The following is a 13,662-nucleotide window of genomic DNA, read 5'->3' as shown; positions in this document are numbered from 1 at the left end:
TCAAGGCGGCTTTGTTTTTATCTCGATGAATCGATAGTTATGGTAAGTCAAACAACAGGGCTGTTGTGCTTTCGTTTGATGTATTGCGCAAAACAACCTTACTCTGGTGTTCAACCTTCGCGCCGTCGCCAGCCGTCAAAGTGGTATTGTCGACACTAAGGCTCCCAGTCACTTGATGGATGAATAGATTTCGGCCCGACTCAATCTCAAAGTTTAGTTCGCTACTTGGCGCAAGAATTAACTGATGCAAAGTCGCATCTTGCTTAATAAGTAGCGTGCCGTTTTCTCCAGTTGGAGTTGCGATAGTCGTTAACCCAGGATTGCGACCAAAATCTTTTTGCTGATAACCTGGTTTGGTTCCAAATGTGTTCGGTTGAATCCAAATCTGTAGAAACCGCAGCGTATCTTGGTTCGATGCATTGTACTCACTGTGGTAAATCCCTTTCCCTGCCGACATGAGTTGGAATTCACCTGCAGGTAGTGTTTTGACGTTACCTTCACTGTCTTTGTGTGCGATAACACCTTCCAACACATAGCTGATGATCTCCATATCACGGTGGCCATGTGTATCAAAACCCGCGCCAGGCTTGACTACATCGTCATTAATGACTCTCAGCTCAGAAAAGCCCATATGTTGAGGATCGTAGTAGCTACCAAAAGAAAACGTATGTTTGCTATCAAGCCAGCCAAAGTTTGCTCGACCTCGGTCTGCTGCATGTCTTACCGTAATCATAAGGCCTCCTTAAGAGAGCTTTTTGTTTAAAAAGTTATCTAACGCTGCTTTACCTGCGCCAGAGAACGCCAGAGAAATGCTCGCTGCCAGTAATGCCAAGCCAAACTCGTAACCGTTGTTTGCCATGAATAGGCCATTTTCAAAGTGGACAGAGAATATCGCTACCACCATCGTGAACGCCAAAGCAACCGCTGCTGGTCGAGTTAGCAGACCAAGTAAAATGAACAAGCCGCCAAAGAACTCTGCGCTGCCCGCAAGTAACGCCATGAGCATGCCAGGACCTAAACCGATAGATGCCATCCACTGACCTGTGCCTTCTAGCCCGTAGCCACCAAACCAGCCAAATAGTTTTTGTGCGCCGTGCGCCATAAAGATAATGCCGATTGGAACGCGAAGTGATAGTGCGCTGTAACCTGCGTTTGATGTGGTAATTTTCTGTAATAGTGCTTTCATGATTCTGTCCTCTGACTCTTTTCAATGAGTGGGAAGCGTGTGCTCCCGTGCTGTTGAGAACAGTTTAGGTAGAGGCGAACATAAAAATAACGGGAGGATTTTGATAAACTCATTCTAAAAAATTGAATGAGTGGGTTTTATTAATTTAAATCAATATATTGCAATGTATTTTTGGGTTTTTTTTGCCTATTATGTTCTGTTTTAAATCAAGGTCTGTCATTATTTTCGATAAACATTTTTGCTGTTAAACAAAAAAAGAGCACATGTAATGTGCTCTATTGCTTTCGCTTTTAACAAGGGAGAAAGGTGTGTTAAAGAAAACCGTCAGAGGTTCATTAAGCTCTCTAATGACTCCTCTACATTGTTGTAGTGATAAGTTCGAATATTACGTCCATCCGTCGCATTAATCTGAATTTCTGAGATCTCGTTATCTGAGTCTCGTTCGATAATTCCAATAGAATGATCTACGGATTTACTGGTAATAACCTTTTGGTTTCTTAATACAATTACGCAAGTATGTAAGTCCATGCCAATTCCCTTTAGCCGACGTTGTTGTGATGTTCTGGATCTAACTTTAGTGTACAAAAGCGCTAATGCCAATAAATCTCAATATTGAGTTCCGAAAATGGCTAATTGTGGGCGCTTAAGCAAGCTACAATAACACTATATTGAACGATGCCTATGAACAATAAATGACAAAAGGCATGAGCAAGGAAAGCACTATGTTTATTCACCCCCATACCTCACTGACCTTCGAGCAGTGTCACAAGGCGCGAGTCGCGCGAGACAGTCGTTTTGATGGGCGATTTTATGTGGCGGTAAAAACAACGAGAATCTTTTGTCGTCCGATTTGCCCGGCAAATTTGCCTAAAGAAGAAAATGTTGAGTATTTCGCTGATAAGACGCAAGCCCTTCAAGCAGGGTACCGTCCGTGTTTACGCTGTCGACCTGATAGCGCGCCTGGATCTTGGGCATGGAAAGGTGTCGAGACGACCTTTCAACGAGCGATTTCGTTAATTGATAGAGGGGAGTTGCATCACCATTCGGTGTCTGAGTTGGCTGAGCGTGTTGGGATTTCTGACCGTTACTTACGTATGTTGTTTGAGCAGTATCTAGGTATGTCACCCAAGCAGTATGCGCAATATCAGCAACTAATGTTCGCCAAACAGTTGCTTCACTCCAGCTCTATGTCAGTCACCGACGTGGGGTTTGCGTCAGGTTTTAACAGTACGCGCCGCTTTAACGATGCTTTTCAAAAGTTTCTCAAACTAACGCCTTCTCAAGTACGCCGTAAAGAGTTTGATGGTGCGGTTTGCAATCGAATTGCCTTACCTTATCGAGGTGAGTTGAATTGGTCGCACATGTTGGACTTCTATCGTTTGCGAGCGGTTGAGGGAGTTGAGCTGGTGAGTGATGAGAGTTATCAGCGCAACGTTTTTTTGGATAACAGCAAAGCCTGGTTTAAAGCGACAAAAGGTGAAGGATACTTAGAACTGGCGTTTGAAATTGAAGACGTAACGAAGCTGCAAAACTTGGTGTCTGACATTCGTCGTATGTTCGATCTTGACGCTGATATTTGTACTGTTGAGCAGCATTTGGAGTATGTCGCGCCTGGGCTCGTGTCGAGTAAAGGTATTCGTATTCCTGGTGTATGGAGTGCATGGGAAGCAGGGGTTAGAGCGGTTTTAGGCCAGCAGGTGTCGGTTAAAGCGGCGATTGGTCAACTTAACTTATTGGTGGCCACACTTAGCGGAGAGTCAGAAAAACGTTTTTTCCCGACTCCCAGTGATATTGCGAACTCCGACGTGAGCTTTTTGCGCATGCCGCAAAGCCGTAAAGAGACGCTAGTGCGCTTCGCCCAGTTTATGCAGGACAACTCAGAAGCTGACCCCCAGCAGTGGCTAACTTTGAAAGGCATTGGACCTTGGACCGTCAGTTATGCTCAACTGCGAGGGCAATCTCAACCCGATTGCTTTCTAGATAAAGACTTAGTGGTGAAAAAGGCGATGCAGCGTTACCCATCACTGAATACGCACACTGCGGCCCCTTGGGGAAGCTACGCGACGTTTCACTTATGGAATCAATCATGAAAACATTTTATACCGAAATGCCGAGTCCACTAGGAACGGTGACTATCCAATCGAACGCTGAGGGCTTACTTGGCATTTGGTTTGAAACATGCACCACTAAGCCGAGTGAGCTGGGGGTGCGAGACGAGCAGCATCCGGTCTTGCGCCAAGCTATCACCCAACTGGATGAATACTTTGCTGGTCTGCGCAACGAATTCGATTTGCCCCTTGCAGCGACAGGCACTGATTTTCAAAATCAAGTTTGGCAGGCACTAACGACCATTCCATATGGGGAAACGTGGAGCTATCAAGATCTCGCGAATGCGATAGGTAACCCTAAAGCTGTGCGTGCTGTTGGGTTAGCAAACGGGAAGAATCCGATTTCTATCGTGGTGCCTTGTCATCGTGTTATTGGCAAAAGCGGAAAACTGACTGGGTATGCAGGTGGAGTGGAGCGCAAGCAACGTTTGCTTGCGTTGGAGCAAGGTACACCGCTTTAAGTGAGGCGATTCTCGTATTGGGATTAAGCGTGCTACACAGGGGTAACGATAGTGTAGAGTTTCATAATCGTTATACGAATAGAAGAAGGACAATAAGGACATGCCTTTCAAAACGGATTTTGATGCCTTCATGAGTGAGTGTTGGCAGCATCACGAGGAAAATCCCGAACAAGTTTATGCTCAGCTAGAAACGGCTCTGAGCGAGGTGGAAGACGTTACCCAAATCGAGCGAATATTCGCATTGATGCTGCATACCGCTATTGGGCACCTCCAGTGCCCAGAACAGTTTCTTACTTGTTTAGAGCACTTTGATGAACGCAAGGTTGCCGAGAGTTTGGCATTTCAACGCAGTATTGCCGTTGCGCGCTATTTCGTAGATGGCACTGACAATATGGAATTATTGGAAGAGCAAGAACAACGCCGAGTTTACGCTTTGATTTCGAATGAACTTTCTGCACTTGTTCAGCTTGAACTGGCGAGTCAATGGTTGGTGAAGGCAGCGTTAGGAATGACGCCGAACGATGCAGAAGGGCCATTAGCGCGCGCTATCGCGATCACTGCGAACAACTTAGCATGTCAGTACGAAGCGCTGGCTGAGCGCACGTGCATGGAAAAATCGAAGATGTTAGAAGCAGCGACACTCGCGCTAGACTATTGGAAAGTGGCAGGGGGGTGGATGCGAGAAGAGCGCGCAGAGTATCGCTTAGCGATGAGCTTGCTTAAAGCGGATAAACCGCAAGAAGCCAAAGTGCATGCTGAGCGCTGTGAGGCTATTTGTCAGCAAAATGGTAGCGACGCGTTTGAGCTGTTCCACGCACATGACTTGTTGATGCAAGTACACTTCCATCTTAGCCAGAAATATAAAGCTAAATTGGATGAAGAGATGCAGCAGCACTGCAAAACGAGCTCGTTGACGTGATCTTAGCGTTGAATGAAAAAGCCCCGAGCGACTGGCTGGGGCTTTAGGGTTGTTGACTATGCAGCGATGATTATGCTGCTTGCGCTTTTGCTTGGTATCGTCCTGGTTTATGGTTCATCGCCAAAATCAAGTTCGTTGCGATGGCACCTAGAACAGATAGAGCGATAAGGTGCACATCTACAATGAACAGTGACATCACCACGATGGCACAATCTAACGCCATTTGAACTTTACCCGCTCGAACTCCAAAACGTTCCTGAAGGTACAACGCTAGAATGTTAAAGCCACCCAAACTCATTTTGTGACGGAAAATTACCAACATACCGATTCCAATCAGCCCACCACCCAAAAGTGCCGCATAGAAAGGTTCGATTCGTGAAATCTCAATCACATGATGCAGATGATCGACCGCAAAAGAGACAATCGAAACCGCAATAAAGGTATTGATAGTGAAGCGCCAACCCATGCGCATCACAGATAAAATATAAAAAGGGAGGTTAAGAGCAAAAAATATCTGACCAAAACTGAAGTCACTCACTTTGGTTAGGAAGATCGCCAAACCAGCCGTACCACCAGTGAGCAATCCTACTTTGCTAAAAAATATCACCCCAAGTGACACCAACGCACTGCCGAGCGTCAGAGCCAAGAGGTTCTCTCTTAGGCTATGATCTTTGTCCATAAATTAATTTCCTTGGTTTAAAACCGCGCCGGAGATAACACGTCTCACGGACGCGATAGACAGTCGCCAAAATAGCAACTAACAAATCGGCCAATAAAATGTCGCGAAAAGTGATGGATGTCGAGTTTTTGGACGAGATTATGATGATATTAACCTGTTTAACATAATGTACACAGATAGAAAAACAACAAGGAAAAGTTATGATTAAGAAAGTTGGCAACACCCAAATCAACACATTACATCGACTGAGTTGTCACTGTGGAAAAGTTGAGTTGGAACTGGCGTTACCCAATGGTATTGAGAAACCGAGACGGTGTGACTGTTCTATGTGTCGACGTCGTGGCGCGATTGTCGCATCTGTACCTTTGAACGGTATTCGTATTGTGCAAGGCGAAGACGTCTTGAAGCAGTATCAATTTAATACACACACTGCGAAGCACTTTTTCTGTGGCGAGTGCGGTATTTATACGCACCATCAGCGTCGTTCTGACCCGAGTGAGTATGGCTATAATGTCGGTTGCTTAGAGGGCGTCAACCCATATGAGTTGGGAGCGATTGAAGTGATGGATGGCGTTAACCATCCATCCGACTGCTAGGTTATATTGCGATTTAAGTGCCTGATTATCGGTGCTTTTAAGTAAATAAGCCGCTATTCATCCACAAGTGTACCGCAATACTGGCGGCATAACCCAAGGCGATGACGGGAGCCCACTTTAGGTGGCCAAAGAAGGTGTATTGACCACGCGCGGCTCCCATTAAAGCGACGCCTGCCGCGGAGCCAATGGAAAGCAAACTGCCCCCGACACCTGCGGTTAATGTGACGAGTAGCCAGTTGCCCATCGACATGCTTGGTTCCATGGTCAGTACAGCAAACATAACCGGAATGTTATCGACAATTGCAGATAGGACACCAACCATTACGTTTGCCCAGACTGGGTTCCATTGCGTGTACATGACGTTTGAAACCAGTTCGAGGTAGCCAAGTAAACTTAAACCGCCAACACACATCACAACACCGTAGAAGAACAACAAGGTGTCCCATTCGGCTCGAGACACACGATGAAACACATCAAACGGAACCACTGAGCCTAAGCGCTTCAATGCCTGATCATCGCCATTGGCAATTGCCATAGCTGCTTTTTTTGCGAGTGAGTGTTTAAGAGTTTGACGCAAAAAATATCCGAAAAACTGTAAGTACGCCAAGCCCATCATCATGCCCATAACGGGTGGGAAGTGCAGCACAGCATGGAAAGAGACTGCGGTGGCAATCGTCAAAATGAACAACGCGACAATACGCCTTGCCCCGCGTTTTAGCTCAACGTGTTGGTGAATCGTATTCGGTTTTGTGTTTGGAACAAACAGTGACATCAAAAACGCGGGAACCAAGTAGTTCACCAATGACGGTACAAACAACGGAATGAACTCAGCAAAGCTGACATGACCGGCCTGCCACACCATCAGGGTTGTAATATCACCAAATGGGCTGAATGCACCGCCAGCGTTGGCTGCGATAACAATGTTGATACAAGCAAGATTGACGAACTTAGGATTATCACCAGAGACTTTCATCACTACAGCGCACATCAAAAGGGCCGTAGTTAAGTTATCGGCAATCGGTGAAATGACAAAAGCGAGAAACCCCGTCAGCCAGAACAACTTTTTGAATCCAAAACCTTTACCAACCATCCACGCCTGTAAGGCATCGAAGAGTTTGCGTTCTTCCATTGCGTTGATGTAGGTCATCGCCACGAGCAAAAACAGCAGCAACTCGGCATATTCCAACAAGTTGTGTTCTAGTGCGGATTTGGCGATTTCAGGCTGGTTGTGCTGAGCAAAGGTGTAGCCAATCAGAATCCAAATTAACCCTGCAGCGAGCAGCACTGGCTTGGATTTTCTCATTTTCAGATACTCTTCCAACATAACCAGTATGTAAGCGATCGAAAAGATAATCAGAGCCGCGTAACCGACACTAGAATTAACAAGATTCAGTTCATTGGTTGATGCAGCAAAGGTGGCGCTAGAGAACAACAAACAGCAGAAAGCCACAATTGGATAGATTGGCATAGACATTTCTCCTTTGTCTGGTTGGAGAAATATTAGCCACAAATGAATGAGTTAGTTGTGAGAGAGCTCGAATTAACAGTAGGAGTTAGGAAATGATAGTGTGCGCTACTATTTTCTGAGTGACGCAATGCTTGCTGCGCCGAATAAAACCACAGCGGCATATAAACCGTAAGTTAACCAGTGACTAATCTCTAAAAAAGGAACGAGTCCTTGACCTGCCCACATACAGCCTCCGTTTAATGAGCAATGTTGTAATAGTCGAGCCAATTTAAAGGAAATGAACAATGTTTTTTGTGAGTGAAAGCAAATTCTGAAGGATTAGAAAGTCAAAAATTGGTCAGTGAGAGAGAAATCTCATTTTTAACTGGCTAGCTCTAACCCTTTTGAGTTAAAGCTAGCTATATCTAGAGCTGAATGCATTTAGCGTAGGAGCCATTTTTTCAACGGTGAAGCGTCAATTGCTTTCACAAGCAGTATGGTTGCAACAATCGTTGCAGGATAAATAAACACATCTTTCGCGAGGTGTTGCAGGCCGATAAATCCAGCGACATTCATCATGACAATTATGATAAGCAGATGGCTAACATATATTCCTAACACGCTAGGAGATAGTTTGAAGACCCAGGGCATGTCGCCAAAATGAGGGTGAGCCAAAAGCCACATAAAGACACCTACAGCCCAGATAACGGTACCGAATAGGAAGTCGTGCGAGTTGAAAGCGATGTCATGTTGCATCAGCCAGTAAGCTTCACCAAAATGCAGTGCCATGCCAAGAATAATGCATCGAGCCGTATTGTTTCTCGACCACCGCCACTGCGCTTCTCGTGCGAAATAACCTAGAGCAACTAGCAACGTGCTGAAAAAAGGCCCGTTACGAGTAAAGAAAGGCGCTGGCAGGTCGGTAATGGTCGCATAACTGCCAGCAAAGACCCCGTATATGTATAGCAATACTGCGGTTGGCAGTATCAGTTGCACCATATTGATATGCACGAGAAAGGCAATTAACGCTACGGCAATGACCAGAGCCGGAATAAACCACAGATGAACGAGTCCGCCTTCGATGAGTGAATTGATCGGGGTTGACATTAAGTACCCCCAATAACCTTGCCTTTCGGCGAGATACCCTGCCTCAGCGACCGTCTGCCATTGGAATGGCATCAGTAAACTGATCATGCTCCAAATGAGCCAAACCTTCATTAACGGTTTGGCGTAGTTCTTAAGAGTATAGATAGGTGAGTGACTCAACTTCGGCTGGATTAGATAACCCGAGATGAGAAAGAACAGCGGAACAGCAAAACGAGCCAGTTGGTTGAGCATATAGCCAACCCATGGTATCCCATCCCACTGCCAGTACGTCAGTGCCATCTGGCAATGCAAACCCACAATCGCAAGCATCGCAATGATACGTGCAAACTCTAAGCTGGCTATTTTTTGTTTCTTTGCCATTACATTGTTTACCTAAATAAAAAACTTAGGTGAAAATAGCAGGTTGTTGAAGTAATACGTGAAAAAGTCAACAGACTTGCGCTTACATTGAAGCTGTTTCGAAAATTAAGACTTACTTCAAACTTCTTAATTATTAACCTATTAACGCAATCAATACCTGATTCGTGAGTCGAAAATAGCACTGAATAATGGTTAGACCAGTTAACTCTAGATTGCAAAAAAGAACGATCGTGCTAAAAATAAGATTATGCAAAAAGGAAAAGTGACAAAAGAGTTTATTCTGCAGCGGGCTTTTGAGATCGCCAGCGAAGACGGATTAGAAAGTCTTACGATTGGAGAGTTAGCCAAGCAATGCGGTATGTCGAAAAGTGGTCTGTTTGCCCACTTTAATTCGAAGTTGAATTTACAGCTATCGGTGCTTGATCACGCCAATAAAGTGTTCGCTGATCGGGTTATTGAGCCTGCTCGAGAACTCGGGGATGGCAATATCGAGCGTAAAATTCGAGGGTTGCTCGACTCTTGGATGACTTGGAATCACGCATTCCAAGGAAGTTGTATGTTTCTTGACGCTTGGAATGATACGGCAGATAAAGATTGCCCGCTTCAGGCCGGACTGCGTAAATCCATAGACACTTGGCTGAGTTATTTGGAGATCCAAATAGCGAAAGGCAAAGAGAAGCAAGAATTTGCAGCAGACTTAGATACACGCCAAGCAACGTTTGATTTGTACGGTCTCTATTTGAGTGCGCATGTTTTTTACTCAATTAAAGGTGAGCAAGAAAGCTTGCGTCTGTTTTGGCAAGGGATCGACAACTTATTTTCTCGCTGGAAAGACTAATATCGGTTAATCGCTTCCCAGATTCGTAGACATAAAATCACAAAGAGCGGCTGAGTTCGCTCTTTCTTATCAGTATAAAAAGCACGACCGTTCTATTTTGTGCAAAGCTGATAGTTAAGGACATGATTATGAGTGAAAAAATTTACTTTAATACATCGCAACGTTTCAGTATTAAGCGCAGTTTGGTGAACATTAGTACTCGGTTACACCATACACTGGCCCCGTCACATGCAAAGAAGACCGCGCGCAAGCTTCTTCTGACACCTGCTCGTACGCAACCTAAAAATATTGAGCCTCAAGGGCTTATCAAAGGTGAAATTAAAGGGCATGCAGGCATCATCAAAACCTATACTTTGGGCTCTGGACCTATTTGGGTGCTAACTCATGGTTGGTCTGGAACGGCAAGTCAGTTTTATCCACTGATGGAACATATTGCGTCGAAAGGGTTTACTGCTTTGGCGTACGATCATCCGGCACATGGTGAGAGTGAGGGGCAGTATGGGCACATTCCGGGGTTTGTCAGAGGATTAGAAGATGTGTTGGATACGGTCGAGGATATTGTTGGCCTAGTTGGGCACAGCATGGGCACCGCTTCTGCTCTTGAGTGTAGGCACAGTAAATTAGAAAACAAGCCTTTGCTGCTTATTGCTCCGGTATTAAATTACGTAGAGAACTTATTCGGTAGCATTGCACGTTCCGGTTACTCGATGAAGCTTTTTAATGCTGTGGTTTCAGAAGTTGAAGACCAATTTGGTTATCCGTTACAGTCCATTGATCCGATGAAGCGTTTGTCTGAGCGTCCGTCTCACACCATTATTATTCACGATGAGCAAGACAAGTTCACCAAATACAGTGTCTCGGCAAAAGCGGCTGAAGAGATTAAAAACGTTGAGTTAGTGACAACACAAGGTCAGGGGCATGGTCGAGTGATGAAGTGTGAGCAAGTCTTCAGTAGTTTTGACCGTTTGCTCGATAGTGCTTGGTAACCCTTACTTTTACTGATTGACTCGCTCCGTTTTGCGCTAATTCGATTTGAAAGTAACACCTCAGATTTTTTCGTCTCTGGTGTTGCTCTCCTCGTTAAGAGGTTAAATCCAAAAAGGACAGCCGAAGCTGTCCTTTGTTTATTTAGCAGAAAGTCTGCAAGGCTGAAATTAGTTACAGTTAGCTACGCCAACTTCTTTCCAAACGCCCCATTCGCCAGATTGGCTAGGATCGTCACCCTGAGTCCACCATTTCGCTTCCCACGTTTTACCTGCGTGAGTCACTTGGTTACCACCTGTGTACACTGCGCTCGCATCCCATGCGTTGTCACAAGTACCAGGGTTCGGATCGGTTGTGTGCTGTGCAACAACCACTGTCGCGTTTGCCGATGAAGACGCTTTACCGTCGCTCACACTTACAGTGAAGCTTAAGCTTGTGTCTTGCGGGTATTCCGCAGCAGTGAACGTGACTTTAGAGCCTTCAACCGTTGCATTCAGACCTTGAGGTAGAGTCCAGTTGAATGTCAGGGTATCGTTGTCTGCATCGCTAGACGCAGATGCATCTACAACCACAACGTCACCAGCGTTTGCTGTTGCTGGAGCAACAACTTGCGCTACTGGTGCGTTGTTCACTGGGTCAACAACACCTGCTGGTTTCACTGTTACTACAACGAGGTCAGATGCCGTTGCACCTTCGTTATCAGACACCGTCAGCTTGAAAGTTAATTGCTCTTCAACAGTAACTTCTGCTGCATCAAAGCTTGCTTTCGCTGAGTTTGCACCTGTTAGTACCACTGCTGTGCCAGATACTTGTTCCCAAGCGTAGCTTGCGATGGTGCCGTCAGAGTCGTTTGATAGGCTGCCATCTAGAACCACATTTGCAGGACCTGTTACCGATTGATCTGCGCCAGCGGCTGCGGTTGGTTTACGGTTTGGTTGAGGAACCACACCACCAGCCATACCTTCGTGCATCGCGTTTAGAATGTCACCGTTATCCGCGTCAATTTCCCAAGAGAATAGACCAGCAAGACCCAGAGATTTCGCGTAGCTACCTTTTGCTAGCACTGAACGGTGGTCATCAAATGTGATCAACTCGCCCGTAGTACGGTTCCATACCCATGGTGCTTCTGCTTGTGCATCGTAGCCGTACTCGAAGCCGTTAATACCAGTGTTGTTTGCACCTAGCATGAATGACTTAATGCCTTTGTAGTCAATTACGCCATCTTCCCAAACACCTTGCGCTGTGCTGCCCTTCAGTTTACCTGTAGCAGTACCTGTCATTGGGTCGTTTGGATCGGTTAGCGTATCTGGAGTTACGCCTTCCCAGCCACGACCGTACATTGCTGTACCAAGTACTAGCTTGTTCGCAGGAACGCCTTGAGCAAGAAGAAGTTGGATGCCGTTATCTGCTGTGTAAGCAGGACCTTTGTACGGTTCGCCGTTTTCATCAACGCCACTACCGTCACACTGACCAGGACGCATGAATGAACCACAGTAAAGCGCAGTCTGGTGACCAGGAACGTTGTTCCAACCGCCGTAGAAGTCGTAAGTCATTGCGAAGATGTAATCCATGTACTGAACCGCATCTGCGTAGTCTACGTCTTCAATCTTGTCGTAACCGACACCGATAGCGGACGTTAGCTCGTAAGTACGGCCTGTCTCAGCTTCTAATTCATCAAGCATTACGCGCAGTTCACGCATCAGTGCGATGTATGCTGGGCCATCGTTTACAGGGTCGCCCTTATCGGCTGCTGCACCGCCGCCGCCAGGGAATTCCCAGTCGATATCAACACCGTCGTAGAATTTCCAAGTTTTCAGGAACTTCTTAACTGATGCGACGAATGTGTCACGGTTTTTCTTGTCCACGAAATCGAAGAATGGGTCAGACAGTGTCCAACCACCGATCGATGGGATGATTTTTAGATCAGGGTTACGTTGTTTCAATGCCATTAGCATTGCGTAGTTACCCTTGATAGGCGTGCTGTATTCATGACCAGCTTGTGGGAAGCTCTTCTGATAAGCAGCCCAAGGGTCATGGATAACGACTTCATAATCAGGCACACCTGTACAAGCAGTTTGTAGCGCGTTGAAACTGTTGCCGCCAACAGACTTCACAGACTCATTTGGGCCACAAATTGGGATAAAACCGTAAAGGATGTGAGTCAAGTTGTCGACCGGCATATTATCGACTGTATAGTCACGGCCATAGATGCCCCATTCAACAAAATACGTACCCATCACGACGCTTGGATCGGTATTGTAGGTTTTGTTGTTTGGATCAACATTCATCGTTAGTGGCTTCAGGTGAGAACCATCGGTATCTGCAATTGTGATTTCAGCTGGTGCGCTTTTCGCACAACCTGTCGCATCACATGCTTCGATTTCCATTTGGTATAAGCCACCTTGGCCGTATTCAAACGAAGCTGTCGTTTGGCTACCAGTGATAGGGCCGCTTGCTACTTTTACACCATCAAAATAGACGTTGTAAGTGTCACCAGGTGTGCCACTCCACTGGTTAAATTTAACAGTAATCTTCGCTTGCTCATGGTATTTCACCATGTCGTAGTAGCCTGACGTGGTTTCCATCGCGAGTTCAATTTTAGAAAACTGAAGGTTGTTGGAACCGTACATATCGATACTTGGTGCGGTTGGAGCCGCAACTGCAGCGCCTGATAGCGCTAAAGCAACTCCAGCTGCACATAGGTTAAATCGAATCATAACTTCTCTCTCAATCCTTGGATTCATGTTCTACCTAGAACATAGGCTGCTCTTGCACCAGATAAGATGATTGGATTTACTCCACGTGCAAAAGCATCACACTCAGCATTTCAGAGAGTTTTTTTTCGTCAAAAAAAATTAAGACGGTTTTCGAGGCACTTGAGAGAACTTAACTAAAACTCGCACTCTGTTACACAGAAAGTGTCAGACTGAGTCAATAATTTATAAAATCTCAGCAGAAACTAAAATTATTGTTTACT

Annotated in this window: 13 protein-coding genes; 6 read left to right on the top strand and 7 right to left on the bottom strand. The window is 45.7% G+C overall.

Annotation, left to right across the window (positions count from 1 at the left end; all coding sequences use genetic code 11):
* Positions 1-37: 37 nt before the first annotated feature.
* The 3 genes from L3V37_RS00380 to L3V37_RS00370 form a co-directional block, all read right to left on the bottom strand.
* Positions 38-733, bottom strand: a complete 696-nt coding sequence (locus L3V37_RS00380; RefSeq protein ID WP_237305616.1) for a pirin family protein — start codon at positions 731-733, stop codon at positions 38-40.
* 9 nt (positions 734-742) lie between these two features.
* Complete coding sequence (locus tag L3V37_RS00375; protein WP_237305615.1) at positions 743-1,186, bottom strand: DoxX family protein; 444 nt, start codon at positions 1,184-1,186, stop codon at positions 743-745.
* Between the two features lie 324 nt (positions 1,187-1,510).
* A complete protein-coding gene (locus L3V37_RS00370) occupies positions 1,511-1,714 on the bottom strand; it encodes a hypothetical protein (protein WP_017633816.1) in 204 nt (67 codons plus the stop codon).
* A 194-nt stretch (positions 1,715-1,908) separates the two neighbouring features.
* Between L3V37_RS00370 and L3V37_RS00365 the strand changes: the two genes are divergently transcribed.
* The 3 genes from L3V37_RS00365 to L3V37_RS00355 all read left to right on the top strand — a co-directional run bounded on the left by L3V37_RS00365 (position 1,909) and on the right by L3V37_RS00355 (position 4,674).
* Positions 1,909-3,276, top strand: coding sequence for an AlkA N-terminal domain-containing protein (locus L3V37_RS00365; protein ID WP_237305614.1), 1,368 nt, complete (start codon positions 1,909-1,911; stop codon positions 3,274-3,276).
* On the top strand, positions 3,273-3,755 hold the full coding sequence (locus tag L3V37_RS00360) for a methylated-DNA--[protein]-cysteine S-methyltransferase (RefSeq protein ID WP_237305613.1): 483 nt from the start codon (positions 3,273-3,275) through the stop codon (positions 3,753-3,755). The genes L3V37_RS00365 and L3V37_RS00360 overlap by 4 nt, the downstream gene beginning before the upstream one ends.
* Positions 3,756-3,855: 100 nt before the next feature.
* Positions 3,856-4,674, top strand: coding sequence for a hypothetical protein (locus L3V37_RS00355; protein WP_237305612.1), 819 nt, complete (start codon positions 3,856-3,858; stop codon positions 4,672-4,674).
* Between the two features lie 70 nt (positions 4,675-4,744).
* Here the strand turns inward: L3V37_RS00355 and L3V37_RS00350 are convergent, their stop codons facing one another.
* On the bottom strand, positions 4,745-5,353 hold the full coding sequence (locus L3V37_RS00350) for a YitT family protein (protein WP_005374427.1): 609 nt from the start codon (positions 5,351-5,353) through the stop codon (positions 4,745-4,747).
* Between the two features lie 200 nt (positions 5,354-5,553).
* Between L3V37_RS00350 and L3V37_RS00345 the strand changes: the two genes are divergently transcribed.
* Positions 5,554-5,949 (top strand): GFA family protein, encoded by a 396-nt coding sequence (locus L3V37_RS00345; protein ID WP_237305611.1) that lies wholly within the window; start codon positions 5,554-5,556, stop codon positions 5,947-5,949.
* Positions 5,950-5,986: 37 nt separating this feature from the next.
* Here L3V37_RS00345 and nhaD read toward each other — a convergent pair whose 3' ends face one another.
* Positions 5,987-7,417: a sodium:proton antiporter NhaD gene (nhaD, locus tag L3V37_RS00340; protein ID WP_130545297.1), complete on the bottom strand. Its 1,431-nt coding sequence runs from the start codon at positions 7,415-7,417 to the stop codon at positions 5,987-5,989.
* A gap of 420 nt (positions 7,418-7,837) precedes the next feature.
* Positions 7,838-8,863 carry an acyltransferase gene (locus tag L3V37_RS00335; protein ID WP_130545296.1) on the bottom strand — a complete coding sequence of 342 codons (1,026 nt, stop codon included), beginning with the start codon at positions 8,861-8,863 and terminating at the stop codon, positions 7,838-7,840.
* A gap of 247 nt (positions 8,864-9,110) precedes the next feature.
* Between L3V37_RS00335 and L3V37_RS00330 the strand changes: the two genes are divergently transcribed.
* Together L3V37_RS00330 and L3V37_RS00325 are read left to right on the top strand one after the other, a co-directional pair.
* Complete coding sequence (locus L3V37_RS00330; protein ID WP_086047588.1) at positions 9,111-9,701, top strand: TetR/AcrR family transcriptional regulator; 591 nt, start codon at positions 9,111-9,113, stop codon at positions 9,699-9,701.
* Positions 9,702-9,829: 128 nt separating this feature from the next.
* Positions 9,830-10,687, top strand: a complete 858-nt coding sequence (locus tag L3V37_RS00325) for an alpha/beta hydrolase (RefSeq protein ID WP_017633823.1) — start codon at positions 9,830-9,832, stop codon at positions 10,685-10,687.
* A 168-nt stretch (positions 10,688-10,855) separates the two neighbouring features.
* On the opposite strand, the gene L3V37_RS00320 is transcribed toward L3V37_RS00325, so the two are convergent.
* Positions 10,856-13,402: a glycosyl hydrolase family 18 protein gene (locus L3V37_RS00320; RefSeq protein ID WP_237305610.1), complete on the bottom strand. Its 2,547-nt coding sequence runs from the start codon at positions 13,400-13,402 to the stop codon at positions 10,856-10,858.
* Positions 13,403-13,662: the final 260 nt, after the last annotated feature.

Origin of the sequence: Vibrio sp. D54, from assembly GCF_021728075.1 — a bacterium.
GTDB lineage: Bacteria > Pseudomonadota > Gammaproteobacteria > Enterobacterales > Vibrionaceae > Vibrio > Vibrio alginolyticus.
Note: the sequence above shows the minus strand (reverse complement) of the source record. Positions and strands in the feature narration are given on the sequence as shown.

Excerpts from the sequence above, each read along its gene's own strand:
- L3V37_RS00380 (WP_237305616.1), bottom strand. The coding sequence starts at position 733 with ATGATTACGGTAAGACATGCAGCAGACCGAGGTCGAGCAAACTTTGGC.
- L3V37_RS00375 (WP_237305615.1), bottom strand. The coding sequence starts at position 1,186 with ATGAAAGCACTATTACAGAAAATTACCACATCAAACGCAGGTTACAGC.
- L3V37_RS00370 (WP_017633816.1), bottom strand. The coding sequence starts at position 1,714 with ATGGACTTACATACTTGCGTAATTGTATTAAGAAACCAAAAGGTTATT.
- L3V37_RS00365 (WP_237305614.1), top strand. The coding sequence starts at position 1,909 with ATGTTTATTCACCCCCATACCTCACTGACCTTCGAGCAGTGTCACAAG.
- L3V37_RS00360 (WP_237305613.1), top strand. The coding sequence starts at position 3,273 with ATGAAAACATTTTATACCGAAATGCCGAGTCCACTAGGAACGGTGACT.
- L3V37_RS00355 (WP_237305612.1), top strand. The coding sequence starts at position 3,856 with ATGCCTTTCAAAACGGATTTTGATGCCTTCATGAGTGAGTGTTGGCAG.
- L3V37_RS00350 (WP_005374427.1), bottom strand. The coding sequence starts at position 5,353 with ATGGACAAAGATCATAGCCTAAGAGAGAACCTCTTGGCTCTGACGCTC.
- L3V37_RS00345 (WP_237305611.1), top strand. The coding sequence starts at position 5,554 with ATGATTAAGAAAGTTGGCAACACCCAAATCAACACATTACATCGACTG.
- nhaD (WP_130545297.1), bottom strand. The coding sequence starts at position 7,417 with ATGCCAATCTATCCAATTGTGGCTTTCTGCTGTTTGTTGTTCTCTAGC.
- L3V37_RS00335 (WP_130545296.1), bottom strand. The coding sequence starts at position 8,863 with ATGGCAAAGAAACAAAAAATAGCCAGCTTAGAGTTTGCACGTATCATT.
- L3V37_RS00330 (WP_086047588.1), top strand. The coding sequence starts at position 9,111 with ATGCAAAAAGGAAAAGTGACAAAAGAGTTTATTCTGCAGCGGGCTTTT.
- L3V37_RS00325 (WP_017633823.1), top strand. The coding sequence starts at position 9,830 with ATGAGTGAAAAAATTTACTTTAATACATCGCAACGTTTCAGTATTAAG.
- L3V37_RS00320 (WP_237305610.1), bottom strand. The coding sequence starts at position 13,402 with ATGATTCGATTTAACCTATGTGCAGCTGGAGTTGCTTTAGCGCTATCA.